This is a genomic window from Stenotrophomonas sp. PI_27, from assembly GCF_027854495.1.
GTDB lineage: Bacteria > Pseudomonadota > Gammaproteobacteria > Xanthomonadales > Xanthomonadaceae > Stenotrophomonas > Stenotrophomonas pavanii.
Genome location: NZ_JAJNOF010000015.1, coordinates 1 through 17,046 on the forward strand (window position 1 = coordinate 1; position 17,046 = coordinate 17,046).

Sequence of the window (17,046 nt, forward strand, 5' to 3'; positions counted from 1 at the left end):
CTGTGGCGGCGCGCACCGTGCCGCGGCGCCCGCCGGGTCGGGCCCGCCGCTGCAGGGTGACCCCGGCGAAGGGTCTCAGCGCACGGCCACCGGTGGCGCGTCCTGCCAGCCCAAGCCCAGGCTCTTCTGCAGCGCCACGTAGCGCACCAGCACCTGCAGGCGGGCCTGGGCGGCGGCATCCTGGGCCCGCAGGCGCTGGCGCTGCACGTCCAGCAGGTCGATCTGCGAGGTGGCCCCGGCCTGGCGTCGCTGCCGCATCAGGGCCAGCGCGCGCTCTGCAGAGGCCTCGGCACGGCCGCTGGCCTGCAGCTGCTGCCGCGCGGCGCCGAACCGCGCCAGCGCGGTATTGGCATCCTGCAGCGCTGCCAGTGCCGTGCCCTCGTAGGCGGCCAGGCGCGCCTGGTTTCCCGCCCGGGCCTGCGCCACCCGTGCCTTGTTCACGCCGAAGTCGAACAGCGACCAGCGCAGGAACGGAGCGATGACGGTAGCCGCCGAATCCCGTCCCAGATCGGATACCGAGGTGGCGCCGGCGCCGATGCTGCCCAGCAGCGTCACCTGCGGAAAGTAGGCGGAGAGGGCCTGCCCGATCTGTGCCGACGACGCGGCCAGTTCGCGCTCGGCCTTGCGCACATCGGGCCTGCGCTGGATCAGGGCGCGCGCATCATCCACCGGCACCCTGGCCGGCAGCTGCGGCAGCGGCTGATCCGCCGCCAGCCGCGCGTCCAGCGCACCCGGCTCGCGCCCCACCATCAGCGCCAGCAGGTCGCGCGCCTCGTCGGCCTGGGCCTGCAGCGTGGGCAGCGCCGCCTGCTGCTGCTCAAGCTCGGCCTGCGCGCGTTCCACCTGCAGGTCCGAGTCGGCGCCACGCTGGCGGCGCTGGCGCGTCAGCTGCAGGCTCTCCTGGGCCGCCCGCAGGTTGTCCTCGGCCAGGGCGATGCGCTCACGGCTGCTGCGATACCCCAGGTAGACCTGGGCCAGCTCGGCGGCCAGCTGCACCTGTGCGTCGGCCAGCGCCGCAGCGTTGGCCTCGGCCTCGGCACTGGCCTGCTCCACTGCGCGGCGGCGTCGGCCGAACAGGTCCAGCTCCCAGCTGGCATCGAAACCGGCCACGTACAACTCGGTATCCAGATCGGTATCGGCGAACTGCTGGCGCAGCTGCGCCGCTTCCTGCGGGCGACCGTTGGCCTCGGCAACGCCGGCGACGTTCTCGCCGATGCTGCGCACACGGTTCCCGATCGAATCCGGCGCCTTGATGTTGGCGTAGCCGGCCGCAGCGCCCACGCTGGGCAGCTGTTCGGCACGGCGCTGGCGCTGCAGTGAGCGCGAGGCCAGCAGCTTGGCCTGGGCAGCGCGCAGGTTGGGGCTGTTGCGCAGGGCCTCGTCCACCAGCTGGTCCAGCAACGGATCGTTCAGCGCGCGCCACCATTGGCTCGGTGGCGCCGCAGGCTGCACGCCGGCCTGCGCTGCACGTGGCAACGCCGCCTGCGCGGTAGCGCCGCCGGCAAGGTCGGGCCGCACGTAATCCGGCCCGAGCGTGCAGCCGGCCAGGAGCAGCGGTACCACGGCCGGCCACATCCGGCACGCGCGAACGAACGGGGGCGGAGTCGTCGAAGTCATCAGTGCATCGCCAATGGAACGCCCTTGGGCAGGGGCTTGAGCAGGAAAACCAGCGGGAAGGTCAGTACCACGATCAGGCCGAAGATCCAGAACAGGTCGTTGTAGGCCATCACCATCGCCTGCATCTGGACCGTCTGCGCCAGCACCGCCGCCGCCTGGGTCGCGTCGCCCAGCTGCTGGCCATAGGCGTGCAGCGCATCCTGGGCCAGCGGCGAATTCGCGGTGACACTGCTGCCGATCGCATCGACATGCAGGATCGTGCGACGTTCCTGGAAGGTCGAGATGATCGCCAGGCCGATCGAGCCGCCGAGGTTGCGCGCGGCATTGAACAGGCCCGAGGCATCACTGGTGTACTCGCGCGGTACCGACGTGATGGCCGCCTGGTTCAGCGCCATCATTGCCAGCGCCAACCCGCAGCCCTGCAGCAGCTGGCCGACGATGAAATGCGGGCCGACACTGTCCGGCGTGAGACCGAGGTTGACGAAGCAGGCCGCTGCAAAGCACAGCATGCCGCCGAACACCATGATGCGTACGTCCACCGTTTCCAGCATCTTCGGCATCAACGGCATCAGCAGGATGGTTGGAAGTCCGGCCAGCAGCAGCACGTAGCCGGCCTGCTCGGTGTTGTAGCCAGCGATGATCGCCAGGAACTGCGGGATCATGTACATGACCCCGAACAGGATCATGCCCACCGCCATCACCATCACGAACACCGCGCCGAAACTGCGCTGGAACAGGATGTTGAGACGGATCACCGGGGTCTTGCTGGTGAACTGCGAAAGCGCCAGCAGGGCGAACCCCACCACCGAGACCACGGTGAGCACCACGATCAGCGTGGATTCGAACCAGCGCTCGCGCTGCCCGTCTTCCAGCACCACGGTAAGCGCGGACAGGCCGGCGGTCATGCCGAGGATGCCCAGCCAGTCAGCGCGCAGCAGGCCTCCCCAGTCCGATCTTTCATGCGGGAGTCCCAGCAGCAGCAGCGCCACCAGCCCGGCGCAGATCGGCACGTTGATGAAGAAGGCGTAATGCCAGCTCACGTTCTCGGTCAGCCAGCCGCCCAGCAGCGGGCCGATCACCGGCCCGAGGATGACGGTCATGCCGAACAGCGCGGTGCCCAGCGGCTGCTGCTTCGGTGGCAGGCGCGTGCCGACGATGGTCAACGCCGTGGGGATCAGGGCCCCACCGGCGAATCCCTGCCCCACCCGCCCGGCAATCATCATCGGCAGCGAGTCGGCCAACCCGCACATCACCGAGAAGGCGGTGAACAGCGTCGCGCAGATCAGCAGGAAGGTGCGCAGGCCCAGGGTGCGCACGAACCAGCCGGTGAGCGGGATCATCACGATCTCCGACACCAGGAAGGCGGTGGAAATCCAGGTGCCTTCGGTGCCGCTGGCGCCGACCTCGCCCTGGATGGTGGGCAGGGCCGCGTTGACGATGGAGATGTCCAGCGTGGCCATGAACGAACCGATCGTGCCCGCGGCAACGGCCAACCACGCGCCAGCGTCGGCCTTGCCTTCGGCGGCGGCGGCAGGGGCGGCGGCGGCGTTCATCGCACGGGTGCGGCCGTGGCCTCGGCCTCATCGCGGGTGCGCCTGCGCGCGTCCTTGGCGCTGCGGGTGTCCACGGTCACTTCCACCGACATGCCCGGCACCAGCACCTTGCGCGCTTCGGCACCGGCATCGACCCGGATGCGCACCGGCACCCGCTGCACCACCTTGGTGAAGTTGCCGGTGGCATTCTGCGGCGGCAGCAGCGCGAACTGCGATCCGGTGCCTGGCGAAATGCTCTCGACCGTACCGTGCAGGGTGGTACCCGGCAGGGCATCGACCTTGATCTCCGCCGGCTGCCCGGCCCGCATCAGGCCTACCTGGGTTTCCTTGAAGTTGGCGCTCAGGTACAGCGAGGCGACCGGGACAACGGTCATCGTGCGGGTACCCGCGGCGACGAACTGGCCGACCTGCACGGTCTTGTTGCCGATGCGGCCATCGATGCGCGCGCGCAGTTCGGTGTCCTCGAATGCGACCCGGGCCTGCGCGGCATCGGCCTGTGCCTGCTTGAGGCCGGCCTGTGCCTGTTCCAGCTGCGCCTGGCTGGCGTCGATCTGGCTCTGCACGCCCTGGATCTGCGCCCTGGCGGCGTCGTACTGGGCCTGCGCCCGCTCTACGTCGTGGCGCAGGCTCTCCACATGCTCGTGGGTGTCTGCGCCGCTGGCGGCCAGGGGGGTGAAACGGGCCAGCTCGGATCTTGCGAAGCGCAGTGAGGCGGTCGCGGCCGTGAGTTGGGTGCGCGCCTGCAGCAGGCTGGACTGCTGGCCCTGCACGCCGGCGGTTGCCGCCGCGATATCTGCTTCGCGGACGGCGATCACTGCTTCGGCCTGGTCCAGGGTGGCACGGTAGGTGCGCGGGTCGATGCGCAGCAGCGGCTCGCCCACCTTTACCCATTGGTTGTCCTTGACCAGCACCTCGGTGACGTAGCCGTTTATGCGCGGCGCCACGGCAACAGCGTCGGCCTGCAGGTAGGCGTTGTTGGTCTCCTGCAGGTAGCGCCCGACCAGGAGGTGATAGACCAGCCAGGCAACCAGGGCCACCGCGACCAGCAGCCCGATGATCGCCAGCGTCCAGCGCACCCTGGGATTCTTCAGCGGAGAGGGCGTGTCCTGTTCCTTCTGCTGCCGGTCGTCGTCGTGGGCGCTGTCGTTGCGCGCGGGCTGTTCGGTCATCGTCTCGTGGCGGTGGTCAGTGCCATACGGGACGGTAGGGGATGCAGCGCCGAGGGAAAGTGAAAGCCGCCGCGACGCGGACTGCACATATGCCGAAGGAGGCCCTGCGGCCTCCTTCGACATGCGCCTGGCGGTGGGCGCCGGTCATGCCCGGCGCCGCGCAGGCGGATTCAACGCCCGGTCTTCACCTCGGTCCACAGCCGGGTGTAGAGCTTGTCGGTCTCCGGCGTGTTGATCGAGTAGGTGAACATCTTCGCGGCCACGTCGGCCGGCGGATAGATGGTCGGGTCGGTACGGATCGCCTCGTCCACCAGCGGGGTGGCGGTCGGCACCGGGTTGGCGTAGTGGATGAAGTTGGTGTTGGCCGCGGCGACCTTCGGTTCCAGCAGGTAGTTGATGAACCGGTACGCCGCTTCCGGGTGCTTGGCGTCCTTCGGGATCGCCAGCATGTCGAACCACTGCGGCGCACCTTCCTTCGGGATCGAATAGGCCACGTGCACGCCATTGCTGGCTTCCTCGGCGCGGTCGCGTGCCTGGATGATGTCACCGGACCAGCCGACCACCAGGCAGGTGCCGCCGTTGGCCAGCGAGCCGACGTACTGCGAAGAGTGGAAATTCTGCACGTACGGGCGGATCGACTTCAGCAGGTCGGCCGCCTTCTGCAGCTCGGCCGGGTCGCCGCTGTGCGGGTCCAGGCCCAGGTAATGCAGCGCGATCGGGATCATGTCGGCCGGCGTGTCCAGGATGGTCACGCCGCAGTCCTTCATCTTGCTGATGTTCTCCGGCTTGAACACCAGGTCCCAGCTGTTGGCGATGTCGGTGCTGCCACCGAAGCGCTGCTTCAGCATGTCCACGTTGTAGCCGATGCCGGTGGTGCCGATCATGTACGGCACGCCGTACTGGTTGTCCGGATCCTGGGTGGCGATGCGCTTCATCACCGCCGGATCGAGATTGGCCAGGTTCGGAATCTTGCTCTTGTCCAGCGGCAGGAACACGCCGGCCTGGATCTGGCGACCGAAGAAGTTCAGGGTCGGCACCACCACGTCGTAGCCGCTGTTGCCGGCCAGCAGCTTGGTCTCGACCATCTCGTCACTGTCAAACACATCGTAGGTCACCCTGATGCCGCTCTCCTTCTCGAAGGTCGGAATGGTGTCCTCGGCGATGTAATCGCTGTAGTTGTAGACGTTCAGGACCTGGCTGTCCTGCGCGCCGCCGTTGCCACCGCCACAGGCGGCGAGCATGGCGGAGGCCAGGCCGAGCGTGAGGATACGCAGCTTCATCGGGTGCTCCAGAATGCGGGAAGGGGGGCCGGCGGGGCCGGCGACGGCTGCCAGCCTACCCCCCGGCGGCGGATTTTTCTATTCCGCAGGCTCAGACGTTCAGCAGCAGGAACTCGCGCTCCCACGAGCTGATGACGCGGAAAAAGGTCTCGTATTCCTTGCGTTTGACCGAGATGTAGGCCCGGCAGAAGCGCTCGCCCAGCAGCGCCTGCAGCTCGCTGCACCGCTCCAGCCCGTCCAGCGCCTCGCCCAGTGAACGCGGCAGGTTGTAGCCCAGTTCCTTGGCGCTGCCGGTCACCGGTGCATCCGGTGCCAGCCGCTCGCGGATGCCGAGCAGGCCGCAGGCCAGGGTCGCGGCCATCGCCAGGTAGGGGTTGGCATCGGACCCGGCGAACCGGCTCTCCACCCGCATGTTTTCCGGCGTATCCAGCGGCACGCGCAGGCCGCAGGTGCGGTTGTCGAAGCCCCAGTGCACGTTGCTGGGCGAGACTTCGCCAAACACCAGCCGGCGGTAGGAGTTCACGTTCGGCGCGAAGAACGCCATCGCCTGCGGCGCGTACTTCTGCAGGCCGCCCAGGTAGTGGCCGAACACCGGGCTGAACTCGCCCTCGGCGTCGGTATCGCCGGCGAACACGTTGCTGCCATCGCTCACCCGCACCAGGCTCTGGTGGATGTGCATGGCACTGCCCGGCTCGTTTTCCATCGGCTTGGCCAGGAACGTGGCATAGACGCCGTGGCGCATCGCCGCCTCGCGCATGGTGCGCTTGAACAGGAACACCTGGTCGGCCAGGTCCATCGCATCGGCGTGGGTGAAGTTGACTTCCAGTTGCGCCGCGCCCGATTCGTGGATCAGCGTGTCCACGTCCAGCTTCATTGCATCGGCGTAGTCGTACATCAGGTCGAGGATCGGGTCGAACTCGTTGACCGCATCGATCGAGTAAGACTGCCGCGCGGTTTCCGGGCGCCCGGAACGGCCGGCCGGGGGCAGCAGCGGGAAGTCCGGGTCGGTGTTCTTCTGCACCAGGAAGAACTCCAGCTCCGGTGCCACCACCGGGCGCAGGCCCAGTTCGGCGTAGGCGGCCAGCACGCGGCGCAGCACGTTGCGCGGCGCCAGCTCATGCGGCTCGCCGTTCTTGGTGTAGCAATCGTGGATGACCTGCGCAGTGGCATCGGCCGCCCATGGCACCATGCGGACGGTGTCCGGATCGGGCCGCAGCATCATGTCCGAGTCCGACGGCGAGGTCAGCTCGTAGTAGTCGTCGGGGAACTCGCCGGTGACGGTGGTGGCGAAGATGCCCTCGGGCAGGCGCGTGCCGTAGTCGTGCGAAAACTTGTCGGCGGGAATGATCTTGCCGCGGGCGTTGCCGGTGATGTCCGGCACCAGGCATTCAACTTCGGTGATGCGCCGCTCCTTCAGCCAGCGCAGCAGGGTGCTTTCCTGCGGTGCGGGCGGCGTGGCCGTCTTGCGCGGGCGCGTTCGGGAACTCATCGGGAATCCAGTCGGTTCTGTTGGTGCTGCCGGCAAGCTTGGCCGAATGCACGGAAAATAGCGTGATAGAACGGCGCCTGCATGACGCGCCACTCCGGGTGCCACTGTACGCCGAGCACGAATCCATGGTGCAGGCTGCGCGCCGCTTCGACCAGTCCGTCATCGGCACGGGCCTCGACCTGCAGGCCCTGCGCCAGGCGGGCAATGCCCTGCCCGTGCACCGAATTGACCTGCACCCGGTCGCTGCCGTGCCACTGTGCCAGCCAGCCATCGGCCGCCAGGGTGACCGCATGCGCCGCTCCATACTGCACCTCCACCGGTGCCTGCGGGTCTTCGCGATGGTCGGCCAGCCCAGGCACCGCGTGCAGCTGCGGATGCAGGCTGCCGCCCAGTGCGACGTTCAGTTCCTGGAAGCCGCGGCAGATCGCCAGGACAGGCAGGTCCAACGACAGCGCCTCGCGCAGCAGCGCGAAGGCATTGGCATCCCGGGCCGGATCATGCGGATTGCCCGGCCAGCTGCGGCCGCCCTCGTAGTGCTGCGGTTCGATATTGCTGACCGCGCCGGTCAACAGCAGGCCATCGAGCCCCAGCAGCCAGTCACTGGCCGGCAACGGTGGCTGCAGGCTGGGCAACACCACCGGGGTCACCTCGGCCGCCTCGGCCAGCGCACGCACGTACTTCTCGCCGGCCACCGCGAAACGGTGATGGCCGAGCACGGTGCTGTCGGTGGGCAGGCCCACCCAGGGCAGGCGGCGCATGGGGACACTCCTTGGCGTGCCGACACGTTACCCGTCGCTCACCGCACGCGGCAAGCCGGTGCCATCACGCCACGCCCTCATGCATCGGCGAAACTAGGCGGGTGAATGCTGATCGTCCTTCCCCGCTCTTCCCTGTCCCACTGCAGCCGCGAGGCCTGCAGTGAGCGCCGCCTTTCCGCCCAGCTGGTATGCCGCCAGCCTGCCCGAACCGCCCGCACTGCCCTCGTTGCAGGGGCGGGTGCAGGCCGACGTTGCGGTGCTGGGCGCCGGCTATACCGGCCTGACCGCCGCACTGGAACTGGCCGCGCGTGGCCAGCGCGTGGTGGTGCTGGAAGCGCAGCGGATCGGCTGGGGCGCGTCCGGCCGCAACGGCGGCCAGGCGCTGGTCGGCTACGGCTGCGAGGTGGACGAACTGGAGCGGCAGCTCGGTCGTGACGATGCGCGCCACCTGTTCGACTGGTCACGCGATGCGGTGCAGGCCATGCGCACGCGCATCGATCGCCACGGCATCGACTGCCACTGGGTCGAAGGCCATGCCAGCGTTGCCATACGCGAACGCCATGAGCGCGACCTGCACGCCAACTGCGAGCACCTTCAGCGCCACTACGACTACCCGATGCAGTGGTGGGACCGCAACGCCCTGCGCGCGCAGCTGGACAGCCCGCGCTACCGTGCCGCGATGTTCGATCCGCTCAGCGCGCACCTGCATCCGCTGGCCTATGCGCGTGGCCTGGCCGACGCCGCGCGCGCGGCCGGCGTGGTGATCCACGAGCATTCAGCGGTAACCCGCGTCCAGCGTGGGCCGCAGCCTGTCCTGCACACCACACTGGGCAGCGTGCACGCTGCACACCTGGTGATTGCCGGCAATGCGTGGCTGCAGGGCCTGCTGCCCGAGCTGGAACGCCGGATCATGCCGGTCGGCACCTATATCGGTGCCAGTGAGCCGATCGGGGCCGAGCGTGCCCGGGCGCTGATCGGCAACAACATGGCGGTAGCCGACACCGCCTGGGCACTGGACTACTTCCGCCTCAGCCACGACCACCGGCTGCTGTTCGGTGGCCGTGCCAGTTATTCGGCGCTGCCACCGCCCGGTCTGCGCAGGGTGATGCAGCGGCGCATGCACCAGGTGTTCCCGCAGCTGGCCGACGTGGCCCTGGACCAGGTCTGGGGCGGTTATGTGGACATTACCCGCAACCGCGCCCCGCACTGGGGCCGGCTGGACGGCAACCTGTATTTTGCGCAGGGCTTCTCCGGCCATGGGGTGGCCGCCGCCGGGCTGGCCGGCGAGGTCATCGCGGCCGCCATCGCCGGCCAGAGCGAGCGCCTGGACGTGTTCCAGCGCCTGCGGCATGCGCCCTTCCCCGGCGGCCGGCTGCTGCGCACGCCGCTGCTGGTGGCGGCGATGTCCTGGTACAAGCTGCGGGATGCGCTGTGGTGAAGCCGCGTGCCGACCGCAGCCCGCGTACGGCATTTTCACCGGCGGGCGTGCCCCTGGTGGCGTGTCCCGAGGTGCGACGGTGTGAAGACCGCACATTCAGACCCGCGTGATGGAATTCTCATTTGACCGAAAGATCAAATCTGCAATTGCATTATCCAATTCATCTCGATACCGTCCCTTGGAACCGGGTCCCGCGGCGAATGGATGCTGACAGGGAACGTACTCGAGGGAGAAGTGCGATTGAACTGGTGGAATGAAGGCCTGCAGCTGAAGTTGCGCATCCATCCGGCAGGCCTGGTCCTGGCGGTGTTCTATGCGGTCGCTTGCTGGGCGACCCGGCAGTTGTCACTGGATCAGTTCTATCTGCCCGCGGGAATACGCGTGGCGGCGGTATTGCTTTGCCCTCCTCGGTTCTGGCCGTACCTGTTGCTGGGCGAATATGCCTATTTCGCACAGATGCGCTACCCGATGATCGAGAAGTACGGGATGGCCTGGGCGGTCCTTGCATCGGCTTCGTTGATGCCCGCAGTGATGCTCATCACCCATGGCTGCCGCAAGGTCCTGGCAAACTCGGTCAACGCGCGCCTGCTGGCCATCGCATTGCTGTCCTCCGTGCTGGTCACGCTCCTGAACGTGAGCCTGTCGCAGTTGCTCTGGCCGACGCCGCCTGCGGATTCCGTGCTCGCGTTCCTGTCCCGTGCCGTACGTTTCAGCGTCGGAGACTTCATCGCCATCCTCACCGTGGCACCACTTGCACTGCTCTGGGCCAGACGCAACGTCGAACAGGGCTGGAAAACCATCTTCACCGGTCCCACTGCCGTCGCACTGTCGGTGATGACGCTGCTTGGCGTAACCGCGACCTTGATTCCCTCCGAGGCCAGCGCGCTGAGGACATCGCTGCAGTTGCTGATGGGCTTGCCGGCCATCGCGCTGACGTGCCTGCATGGCTGGCGTGGCGCGGCCGTCGGCGTGCCGGCGTTGAATCTGATCATCGGCCTGACCACGCCGAAACCCTATGCCGCAGCCTTCGATGCTTCGGCGTTCACGACCCAGCAGATCATGGCCATTACCGGAGTGGCACTGCTGCTGCTCGGTTCCCGCATCAGCCATTATCATCGGCGCTATCAACTCCGTGAGGTCGGCGAGAAGAACGCCATCAACCTCGCGCGCAGTTCACACATGGCCAGTGAATCCGACCTTCGCGAACGTGCCATCCACCTGCGCAAACTGGGCGATGGCATCGATCTTTCGCTGTCGGAAGTCATCAACTGGCTCAACAGCCACGGTCACTCGGCCATCGCCAACAGCCTGACCCACACGGCCAACGTCCATTCCCGGTTGTTCCGCGAGCAGGCCAGCATGGTCTACCCGACCGCGCTTGAGCAGCTGGGACTGTATGTCGCGTTGCAGGCCGGTGGCGTACGCGCAGCGTGGGTCAACACGCACCGTGTGGCCGAGCCCCGCCTGGCCGGTGACCCGTGTCGGCTCAGCCTGGATCTGCAGTTGGCTGCTTACCGGACGCTCATTGACGCCGTGTCCCTGCTGCTGAAGAGCGAGCCCGGCCAGGTGATCGTGCGGGCGCGCTGCATTGGCCTGAAGCGCCAGCGCGGGATCGTCATGACTGCCTCGTTGCTGGACCGGCATCGCTCACTGTCCGACGCCACCACACGTCTTGTCAGGGACAGACTGGCCGGCCGTACGCTGGCATTCGGAGGTTCGGTGCGTTGCCGCCAGAACCGCATCATCATGGTGCTGGTGGAATCGGCCGCGCCACTGCGACGCGAATCCGCCGAGAGCGCCGTGTCGGGCACCAGCATCGCATCCCACAGCTGGGATGGTCAGCAGGCACAGGCCTGACCCCGGCCTGCCCTGCGTACCGCACGACGTGGTCGCACGCGCCCGTTCCGCAGACAGCCGACCAGCAGGCGACGGCTGTCACCTGCTGATCGTTGGTTACTGCGTTTCGATCGCCCAGAGCACGCGGGAACCCGTGCTGTATCGCACCAGTGCGAAGCCGTTGCCACGATAGATGAGCGAACGGGTCGCCTTGGCCGGTACCGGCAGCGGCTGGCTGGGCAGCGATACCGGCACCTGCGTCTCACCGGCCGGCAACGCCCAGAATGTACCGTCGGCATTGCCGATGATCATTTCTACCCGGCCAGCAAGATCGTTGACCTGGTAGTAGGAAATGCCATCACGCTGGAATCCGTAGACCAGCCAGGCAGGATCCTGGCTCAGATTGGTTGCCGCGGGGTATGCCTTGCCCAGGCCCTGCCCACTCATGCTGATGCCGTGATCATCGGATTGGGCCAATGCCGACATCGGCAGACCTGCGGCCACGAACACTCCCAACGCCACTCCAACGTTAACTATTCGCACTGTTGCCTCCTCGGCAAAGAAAATGGTGAGCACGATGAAACTATTCTCCAGTGGTGGCCGGAGGCCGCCCTCGACGCACCCCGCATAACGTCGCTGCATCTGTCGGACGTGCGGCAACCACTATATGTCTACTGACTCCGTTGATACAGAGCGGCACACAATCGCGAAGGATCTGGATAATCGTGTCCGCTGCACGACATTGGCGGTGGGGAACTGGAAACTGCCCGCAACGCGCGATACGCCCGCACGGATTGCACCGAGTGCCCTCCATGGCCAGAGCCCGCCTGCTATTGCGGATGGACGTCACCGACAGCGCGTAACTTCACTTGGATCGGTTGAAGCACGCACGTGAACCTACGGGGTCTATCCGACCGGCGGGCCTCTTGCACGCACATCGGGCGCGCCCCGCTAAAGTTACACCCGAAACTGCCGCTATCCGTGCCGAGTCCCTCCCTCGTGAGCCACCGCATCATGCCCGTCCTGCCGCAGGCCGCCGTCGATGGCGACCTGGCCGATCCGCTGCCGCAGCGGATCCTGCTGGTCGAAAACTCCCGTGCCTTCACCGGCATGCTGCGCGAGGCCATCGAGCAGCGCCTGGAGCTGCCGGTGGTGATCGCCTCCACCCTGGCCGAGGCCGACCGCCTGCTCAGTGAAGAGCGCGGCTGGTTCCTGGTACTGACCGGGCTGGTGCTGGCCGACGGCGACCGCGACGCGGTGGTCGAGTTCTTCCTCAGGCGCGGCCTGCCCACCGTGGTGGTCAGCAGCGTCTACGACGAGGACCTGCGCAAGCGCGTACTGCAGCAGCAGATCATCGACTACGTGCTGAAGAACACGCCGGGCAGCATCGACTACCTGGTGTGGCTGGTGCAGCGCCTGGAGCGCAACCGGCGCATTGCGGCGCTGGTGGTGGACGATTCGCCTTCGGCCCGCGGCTATGCCGCCGCCCTGCTGCGCATGTATGGCCATGAGGTGCACGAAGCAGCCGATGGCAATGAGGGGCTGGCTGCGATCGAAGCGCATCCTGCGATCCGCCTCGCCGTGGTCGACCAGGAAATGCCGGGCATGCAGGGCGTGGAGTTCACCCGCCGCCTGCGCACCCTGCGCTCGCGCGACAAGGTGGCGGTGATCGGCATTTCCGGCAATACCGATGCCTCGCTGATTCCGCGCTTCCTGAAGAACGGCGCCAACGACTTCCTGCGCAAGCCGTTCTCGCGCGAGGAGTTCTTCTGCCGGGTCTCGCAGAACGTGGATCAGCTGGAGCTGATCGGCACCCTGCAGGACCTGGCCACACGCGACTTCCTCACCGGCCTGCCGAACCGCCGCTGCTTCCTGGAACAGAGCCAGCGCCAGCTGCCGCAGCTGCAGCTGCATGGCCAGTGCGTGGCGGTGGCAATGATCGACATCGACCACTTCAAGCACATCAACGACACTTACGGTCACGAAGCTGGCGATGACGCGCTGCGTGCGGTGGCCGGAGCGGTGGCCGCGCATGCCCGCAGCCACGACCTGACCGCCCGGTTCGGCGGCGAGGAGTTCTGCCTGCTGGTGCCGGACATGGAGCAGGACGAGGCCCTGCTGTACTTCGAGGAACTGCGCCAGCGCATCGCCGCGCTGGAAGTGGACATCGGCACCGCCAGCCTGCGCATGACGGTGAGCATCGGCCTGTGCTGCCTGCGCCCGCAGCGCGATGCACTGCACCGGCTGATCTCCGAAGCCGACCGCCAGCTGTACCTGGCCAAGGCCGGCGGCCGCAACCGGGTCAGCTGCACCACGGTGGCCAGCCCGCTGCGCCCGCGCGAGCCCGCGCTGACCTGACCGGGCAGCCTTGATCCAGATCAACGCCGCGCCGCCGCGGCAGCTCTACAGTCAGCCCCGACATACGCATGAAGGGGAGCCGGGGATGGCACTACTGGTCTGGCAGGACGATCTGAACATCGGCATCGATGTGATCGACCAACAACACCGCCGCATCATCGAGATGCTCAACCACCTGCACGTGGCCCAGGCCAGCATGCAGCGTGCGGCAGTGGGCGAAGTGATCGACGAAGTGGTGGACTACACCATGTCGCACTTCGCGTTCGAGGAAGAACTGATGGAGGAAGCGGGCTATCCGTTCTGTGCCGCGCACAAGCGCGTGCACGAGGTCTTCATCAAGCGGGTATCGGAGTACCGCATGCGCTTCCAGGCCGGCGAGGACATCAGCGACGAGCTGCGCACCATGCTCTCGCGCTGGCTGTTCAACCACATCCGTGGCGACGACCAGGCGTATGCCGAACAGGTCAAGGCACACCTGAACCAGTTCGCCCGCGAACACCAGGGCGGTGGCTGGCTGGGGCGCACGCTCAAGCGCTTCTTTGGCTGAGCCGCAGCGCGCGCCGGTGCAGGGCCACCAGCGCGCACAGCGTGGCCACCGCAGTGAGGCACAGGTAGTAGCCGACCGCGACCAGGCCGAAACGCTCGGCCAGCCAGGTGGCCAGATAGGGCGCCGGCGCCGCGCCGAGGATGCCGGCCAGGTTGAATGACAGCGACGCGCCGGTGTAGCGCACTTCCACCGGGTAGATCTCGGCCAGGAAGGTGCCGCAGGGGCCGTAGGTCAGGCCCATCAGAAACAGGCCCAGGCACAGGAACGCGGTGACCAGCCACGGGCTGTGCGGCTGGAACAACGGCGCGAACAGTACGCCGAAGCCGATGATCAGCACGCTGGCGACGATCATGGTGCGACGCGTGCCCCAGCGGTCGCCATAGCGTGCCGACAATGGGATGCCCAGTGCGAAGAACACCATGCCGGCCATCTGCATCAGCAGGAACTGCTCGCGGCTGTAGCCCAGCACCGCGGTGCCGTGGCCAAGGCTGAACACCGTCATCAGGTAGAACAGCACGAAGGTGGCGAACGCCCCCAGCGTGCCCAGCAGCATCGGCACCGGATGGTCACGCAGCACGGTCCACATCGGCAGCCGCACTGGCGCCTTGCGCTCCAGTGCCTGCTTGAAGTCGGGCGTCTCATGGATGTTCAGGCGCACCCACAGACCCAGGCCGACCAGCAGCGCGCTGGCGACGAACGGGATACGCCAGCCCCACTGCAGGAAATCATCCTGGCTCAGGCAGCGGCCAAGCACCAGGAAAATGCCCGCCGACAACAGGAAGCCGATCGGCGCGCCCAGCTGCGGGAACATGCCGTACCAGGCACGCTTGCCCGGCGGCGCGTTCTCGGTGGCCAGCAGCACCGCCCCACCCCACTCGCCGCCCAGCCCCAGGCCCTGGCCGAAGCGGCACAGCGCCAGCAGCGCCGGCGCCCACAGGCCGATCTGTGCGTGCGTCGGCAGCAGGCCGATCAGCACCGTGGACAGGCCCATGGTCAGCAACGCCGCGACCAGCGTCGCCTTGCGGCCGATGCGGTCACCGAAATGGCCGAACACCGCAGAGCCGACCGGGCGCGCGATGAACGCCACGGCGAAGGTCGCCAGTGACTGCAGCAGGGCCGCCTGCTCGCTGCTGTCCGGGAAGAACAGGTGCGGGAACACCAGCACGGCCGCCGTGGCGTAGATGTAGAAATCGAAGAACTCGATGGTGGTGCCGATCAGGCTGGCCAGCAGGACACGACTGGGAGAATTCACGGGCGGTGCGGCAGCGGTGATCGTCGACATCGGCAACACGGGTAACGGCGGATCGCCCGATTCTGCCACGGGCTGGCGGCCGCACGGGACGATGGTTTCAGCCGACACCGATGCCAGCAAGGGGACCAGGCGCCATCCTCCGTAGCGTCGAGCAGGTCTCCGCCCTGCAGGTGAGCGCAATGCCAGGCGTCGTTACAACTGGATCCAGGTGGCCTTGATCTCGCTGTACTTGTCGAACGCATGCAGGGATTTGTCGCGCCCATTACCGGACTGCTTGTAGCCACCGAACGGGGCGGTCATGTCACCACCATCCCAGCCGTTCACCCACACGCTGCCGGCACGCAGCTGGCGCGCGACGCGGTGGGCACGGCCCAGGTCCCGCGTCCACAGGCCCGCCGCCAGGCCGTAGCGGCTGTCGTTGGCCACGCGCACGGCTTCAGCCTCATCCTCGAAGCCCAGTACGGCCAGCACCGGCCCGAACACCTCCTCGCGTGCCAACGCGTGGTCCGGACGCACCCGGTCGAACACCGTGGGCTGCACATAGCAGCCTCCGGCTTCCACGTCGGCCCGACGGCCGCCCAGCAGCAGGCGAGCGCCCTCGCCTTCGGCGCGCGCGATATCGGCCAGCACCTTGTCCACGTGCGCGGCGTCGACCAGCGCCCCCATCGGTGCATCAGCGTCCAGTGGATGGCGGGGCTGCATGCGCTGGCCGTAGGCAACCACCTGGTGCACGAAATCCTCGCGGATCGAGCGCTGTACCAGCAGCCGCGAGCCGGCGGTGCAGACTTCGCCCTGGTTGAAGAAGATGCCCTGGGCCACCGACTTGGCGGCGGCGTCCAGATCGGGAGCGTCGGCGAACACCACGTGCGGGCTCTTGCCACCGCACTCCAGCCAGACCCGCTTGAGGTTGGATCGCCCTGAATACTGCAGCAGCTTCGCGCCCGTGGCTGTGGAACCGGTGAAGGCCAGCACGTCCACGTCCATGTGCAGGGCCAGCGGCTCGCCGACCCGCGCGCCCTGGCCGGGCAGCACGTTCAGCACCCCGTCCGGCAGGCCCGCCTCGGCGGCCAGCGCAGCCAACCGCAGCGCTGTCAGGGGCGACCGCTCCGAAGGCTTGAGCACCACCGAATTGCCCATGGCCAGCGCCGGTGCGATCTTCCAGCAGGCCATCAGCAGCGGGAAATTCCACGGCACGATCGCCGCCACCACGCCGGCAGGCTCGCGCGTGACCAGCCCCAGCTCATGCAGGCCGGTGGGTGCGATTTCGCCGTACAGCTTGTCCACCGCTTCGGCGGTCCAGCCCAGGCAGCGCACCACAGCGGGCAGATCGATGCGGCGCGCGTCGCGCACCGGCTTGCCCATGTCCAGGGTTTCCAGCAGCGCCAGCGCGTCCGCGTGTTTCTCCACCAGGGCCGCCAAGGCCAGCAGCACCCGCTTGCGGTGGGCCGGGCTGGCCTGCGACCAGTGGCCGGCCTCGAAGGCACGCCGCGCCGCCAGCACCGCACGCTCCACGTCCTGCGCATCGCAGTCGGCAACCGCTCCCAGTACGCGGCCATCGATCGGGCTGATGCAGTCGAAGCGGGCGCCGCTGGCGGCGTCGGTGTAGCGGCCATCGATGAAGGCCTGCCCGGGCATCGAAAGCTGCTGCGACAGCACCTGCCAGTGGCTGCGGTCGGGAAAGTCGGCCATGTCGGGCTCCTCGGAACAGTCGCCGCGGTTATACCGGCGTGGCCGCGACTCCACCGTGAC

13 protein-coding genes are annotated in these 17,046 nt (G+C 67.6%); 4 read left to right on the forward strand and 9 right to left on the reverse strand.

Translation table 11 applies throughout. The features are described 5' to 3' along the window. Window positions 1-75: 75 nt before the first annotated feature. From LRM18_RS16895 to LRM18_RS16920, 6 genes are all read right to left on the reverse strand, one after another. Window positions 76-1,575 (reverse strand): efflux transporter outer membrane subunit, encoded by a 1,500-nt coding sequence (locus LRM18_RS16895; protein WP_270955135.1) that lies wholly within the window; start codon window positions 1,573-1,575, stop codon window positions 76-78. 41 nt (window positions 1,576-1,616) lie between these two features. Beyond that, entirely contained in the window at window positions 1,617-3,170 is a 1,554-nt protein-coding gene (locus tag LRM18_RS16900; protein ID WP_057494142.1) for a DHA2 family efflux MFS transporter permease subunit, read from the reverse strand. Continuing rightward, complete coding sequence (locus LRM18_RS16905; RefSeq protein WP_064238019.1) at window positions 3,167-4,339, reverse strand: HlyD family secretion protein; 1,173 nt, start codon at window positions 4,337-4,339, stop codon at window positions 3,167-3,169. Before LRM18_RS16905 ends, LRM18_RS16900 begins: the two co-directional genes overlap by 4 nt. 170 nt (window positions 4,340-4,509) lie before the next feature. After that, the gene (locus tag LRM18_RS16910; protein ID WP_164688790.1) at window positions 4,510-5,619 is read right to left on the reverse strand and encodes a polyamine ABC transporter substrate-binding protein; all 1,110 of its coding nucleotides are present in this window, start codon (window positions 5,617-5,619) and stop codon (window positions 4,510-4,512) included. Window positions 5,620-5,710: 91 nt separating this feature from the next. Then, window positions 5,711-7,108 (reverse strand): glutamine synthetase family protein, encoded by a 1,398-nt coding sequence (locus LRM18_RS16915; protein ID WP_049469509.1) that lies wholly within the window; start codon window positions 7,106-7,108, stop codon window positions 5,711-5,713. Beyond that, window positions 7,105-7,866 (reverse strand): gamma-glutamyl-gamma-aminobutyrate hydrolase family protein, encoded by a 762-nt coding sequence (locus LRM18_RS16920; protein ID WP_197638627.1) that lies wholly within the window; start codon window positions 7,864-7,866, stop codon window positions 7,105-7,107. The genes LRM18_RS16915 and LRM18_RS16920 overlap by 4 nt, the downstream gene beginning before the upstream one ends. A 199-nt stretch (window positions 7,867-8,065) precedes the next feature. On the opposite strand from LRM18_RS16920, the gene LRM18_RS16925 reads away from it, so the two are divergent. Together LRM18_RS16925 and LRM18_RS16930 are read left to right on the forward strand one after the other, a co-directional pair. Continuing rightward, on the forward strand, window positions 8,066-9,304 hold the full coding sequence (locus tag LRM18_RS16925; protein WP_206150165.1) for an FAD-binding oxidoreductase: 1,239 nt from the start codon (window positions 8,066-8,068) through the stop codon (window positions 9,302-9,304). Window positions 9,305-9,538: 234 nt separating this feature from the next. Then, entirely contained in the window at window positions 9,539-11,161 is a 1,623-nt protein-coding gene (locus tag LRM18_RS16930) for an MASE1 domain-containing protein (RefSeq protein ID WP_270955103.1), read from the forward strand. A gap of 96 nt (window positions 11,162-11,257) precedes the next feature. On the opposite strand, the gene LRM18_RS16935 is transcribed toward LRM18_RS16930, so the two are convergent. After that, on the reverse strand, window positions 11,258-11,716 hold the full coding sequence (locus LRM18_RS16935) for a hypothetical protein (RefSeq protein ID WP_210240921.1): 459 nt from the start codon (window positions 11,714-11,716) through the stop codon (window positions 11,258-11,260). Between the two features lie 438 nt (window positions 11,717-12,154). On the opposite strand from LRM18_RS16935, the gene LRM18_RS16940 reads away from it, so the two are divergent. After that, entirely contained in the window at window positions 12,155-13,498 is a 1,344-nt protein-coding gene (locus tag LRM18_RS16940; RefSeq protein WP_270955136.1) for a diguanylate cyclase, read from the forward strand. An 85-nt stretch (window positions 13,499-13,583) separates the two neighbouring features. After that, on the forward strand, window positions 13,584-14,045 hold the full coding sequence (locus LRM18_RS16945) for a bacteriohemerythrin (RefSeq protein WP_004151683.1): 462 nt from the start codon (window positions 13,584-13,586) through the stop codon (window positions 14,043-14,045). Here the strand turns inward: LRM18_RS16945 and LRM18_RS16950 are convergent. After that, window positions 14,026-15,327, reverse strand: a complete 1,302-nt coding sequence (locus tag LRM18_RS16950; protein ID WP_049469519.1) for an MFS transporter — start codon at window positions 15,325-15,327, stop codon at window positions 14,026-14,028. The two genes, LRM18_RS16945 and LRM18_RS16950, sit on opposite strands and share 20 nt — an antisense overlap. Before the next feature lie 162 nt (window positions 15,328-15,489). After that, entirely contained in the window at window positions 15,490-16,986 is a 1,497-nt protein-coding gene (locus LRM18_RS16955; protein ID WP_270955104.1) for an aldehyde dehydrogenase, read from the reverse strand. Window positions 16,987-17,046: the final 60 nt, after the last annotated feature.

Bases quoted from the DNA above. Each gene is read 5' to 3' on its own strand.
- LRM18_RS16895 (WP_270955135.1), bottom strand. From the start codon at position 1,575: ATGTGGCCGGCCGTGGTACCGCTGCTCCTGGCCGGCTGCACGCTCGGG.
- LRM18_RS16900 (WP_057494142.1), bottom strand. From the start codon at position 3,170: ATGAACGCCGCCGCCGCCCCTGCCGCCGCCGCCGAAGGCAAGGCCGAC.
- LRM18_RS16905 (WP_064238019.1), bottom strand. From the start codon at position 4,339: ATGACCGAACAGCCCGCGCGCAACGACAGCGCCCACGACGACGACCGG.
- LRM18_RS16910 (WP_164688790.1), bottom strand. From the start codon at position 5,619: ATGAAGCTGCGTATCCTCACGCTCGGCCTGGCCTCCGCCATGCTCGCC.
- LRM18_RS16915 (WP_049469509.1), bottom strand. From the start codon at position 7,108: ATGAGTTCCCGAACGCGCCCGCGCAAGACGGCCACGCCGCCCGCACCG.
- LRM18_RS16920 (WP_197638627.1), bottom strand. From the start codon at position 7,866: ATGCGCCGCCTGCCCTGGGTGGGCCTGCCCACCGACAGCACCGTGCTC.
- LRM18_RS16940 (WP_270955136.1), top strand. From the start codon at position 12,155: ATGCCCGTCCTGCCGCAGGCCGCCGTCGATGGCGACCTGGCCGATCCG.
- LRM18_RS16945 (WP_004151683.1), top strand. From the start codon at position 13,584: ATGGCACTACTGGTCTGGCAGGACGATCTGAACATCGGCATCGATGTG.
- LRM18_RS16950 (WP_049469519.1), bottom strand. From the start codon at position 15,327: ATGTCGACGATCACCGCTGCCGCACCGCCCGTGAATTCTCCCAGTCGT.
- LRM18_RS16955 (WP_270955104.1), bottom strand. From the start codon at position 16,986: ATGGCCGACTTTCCCGACCGCAGCCACTGGCAGGTGCTGTCGCAGCAG.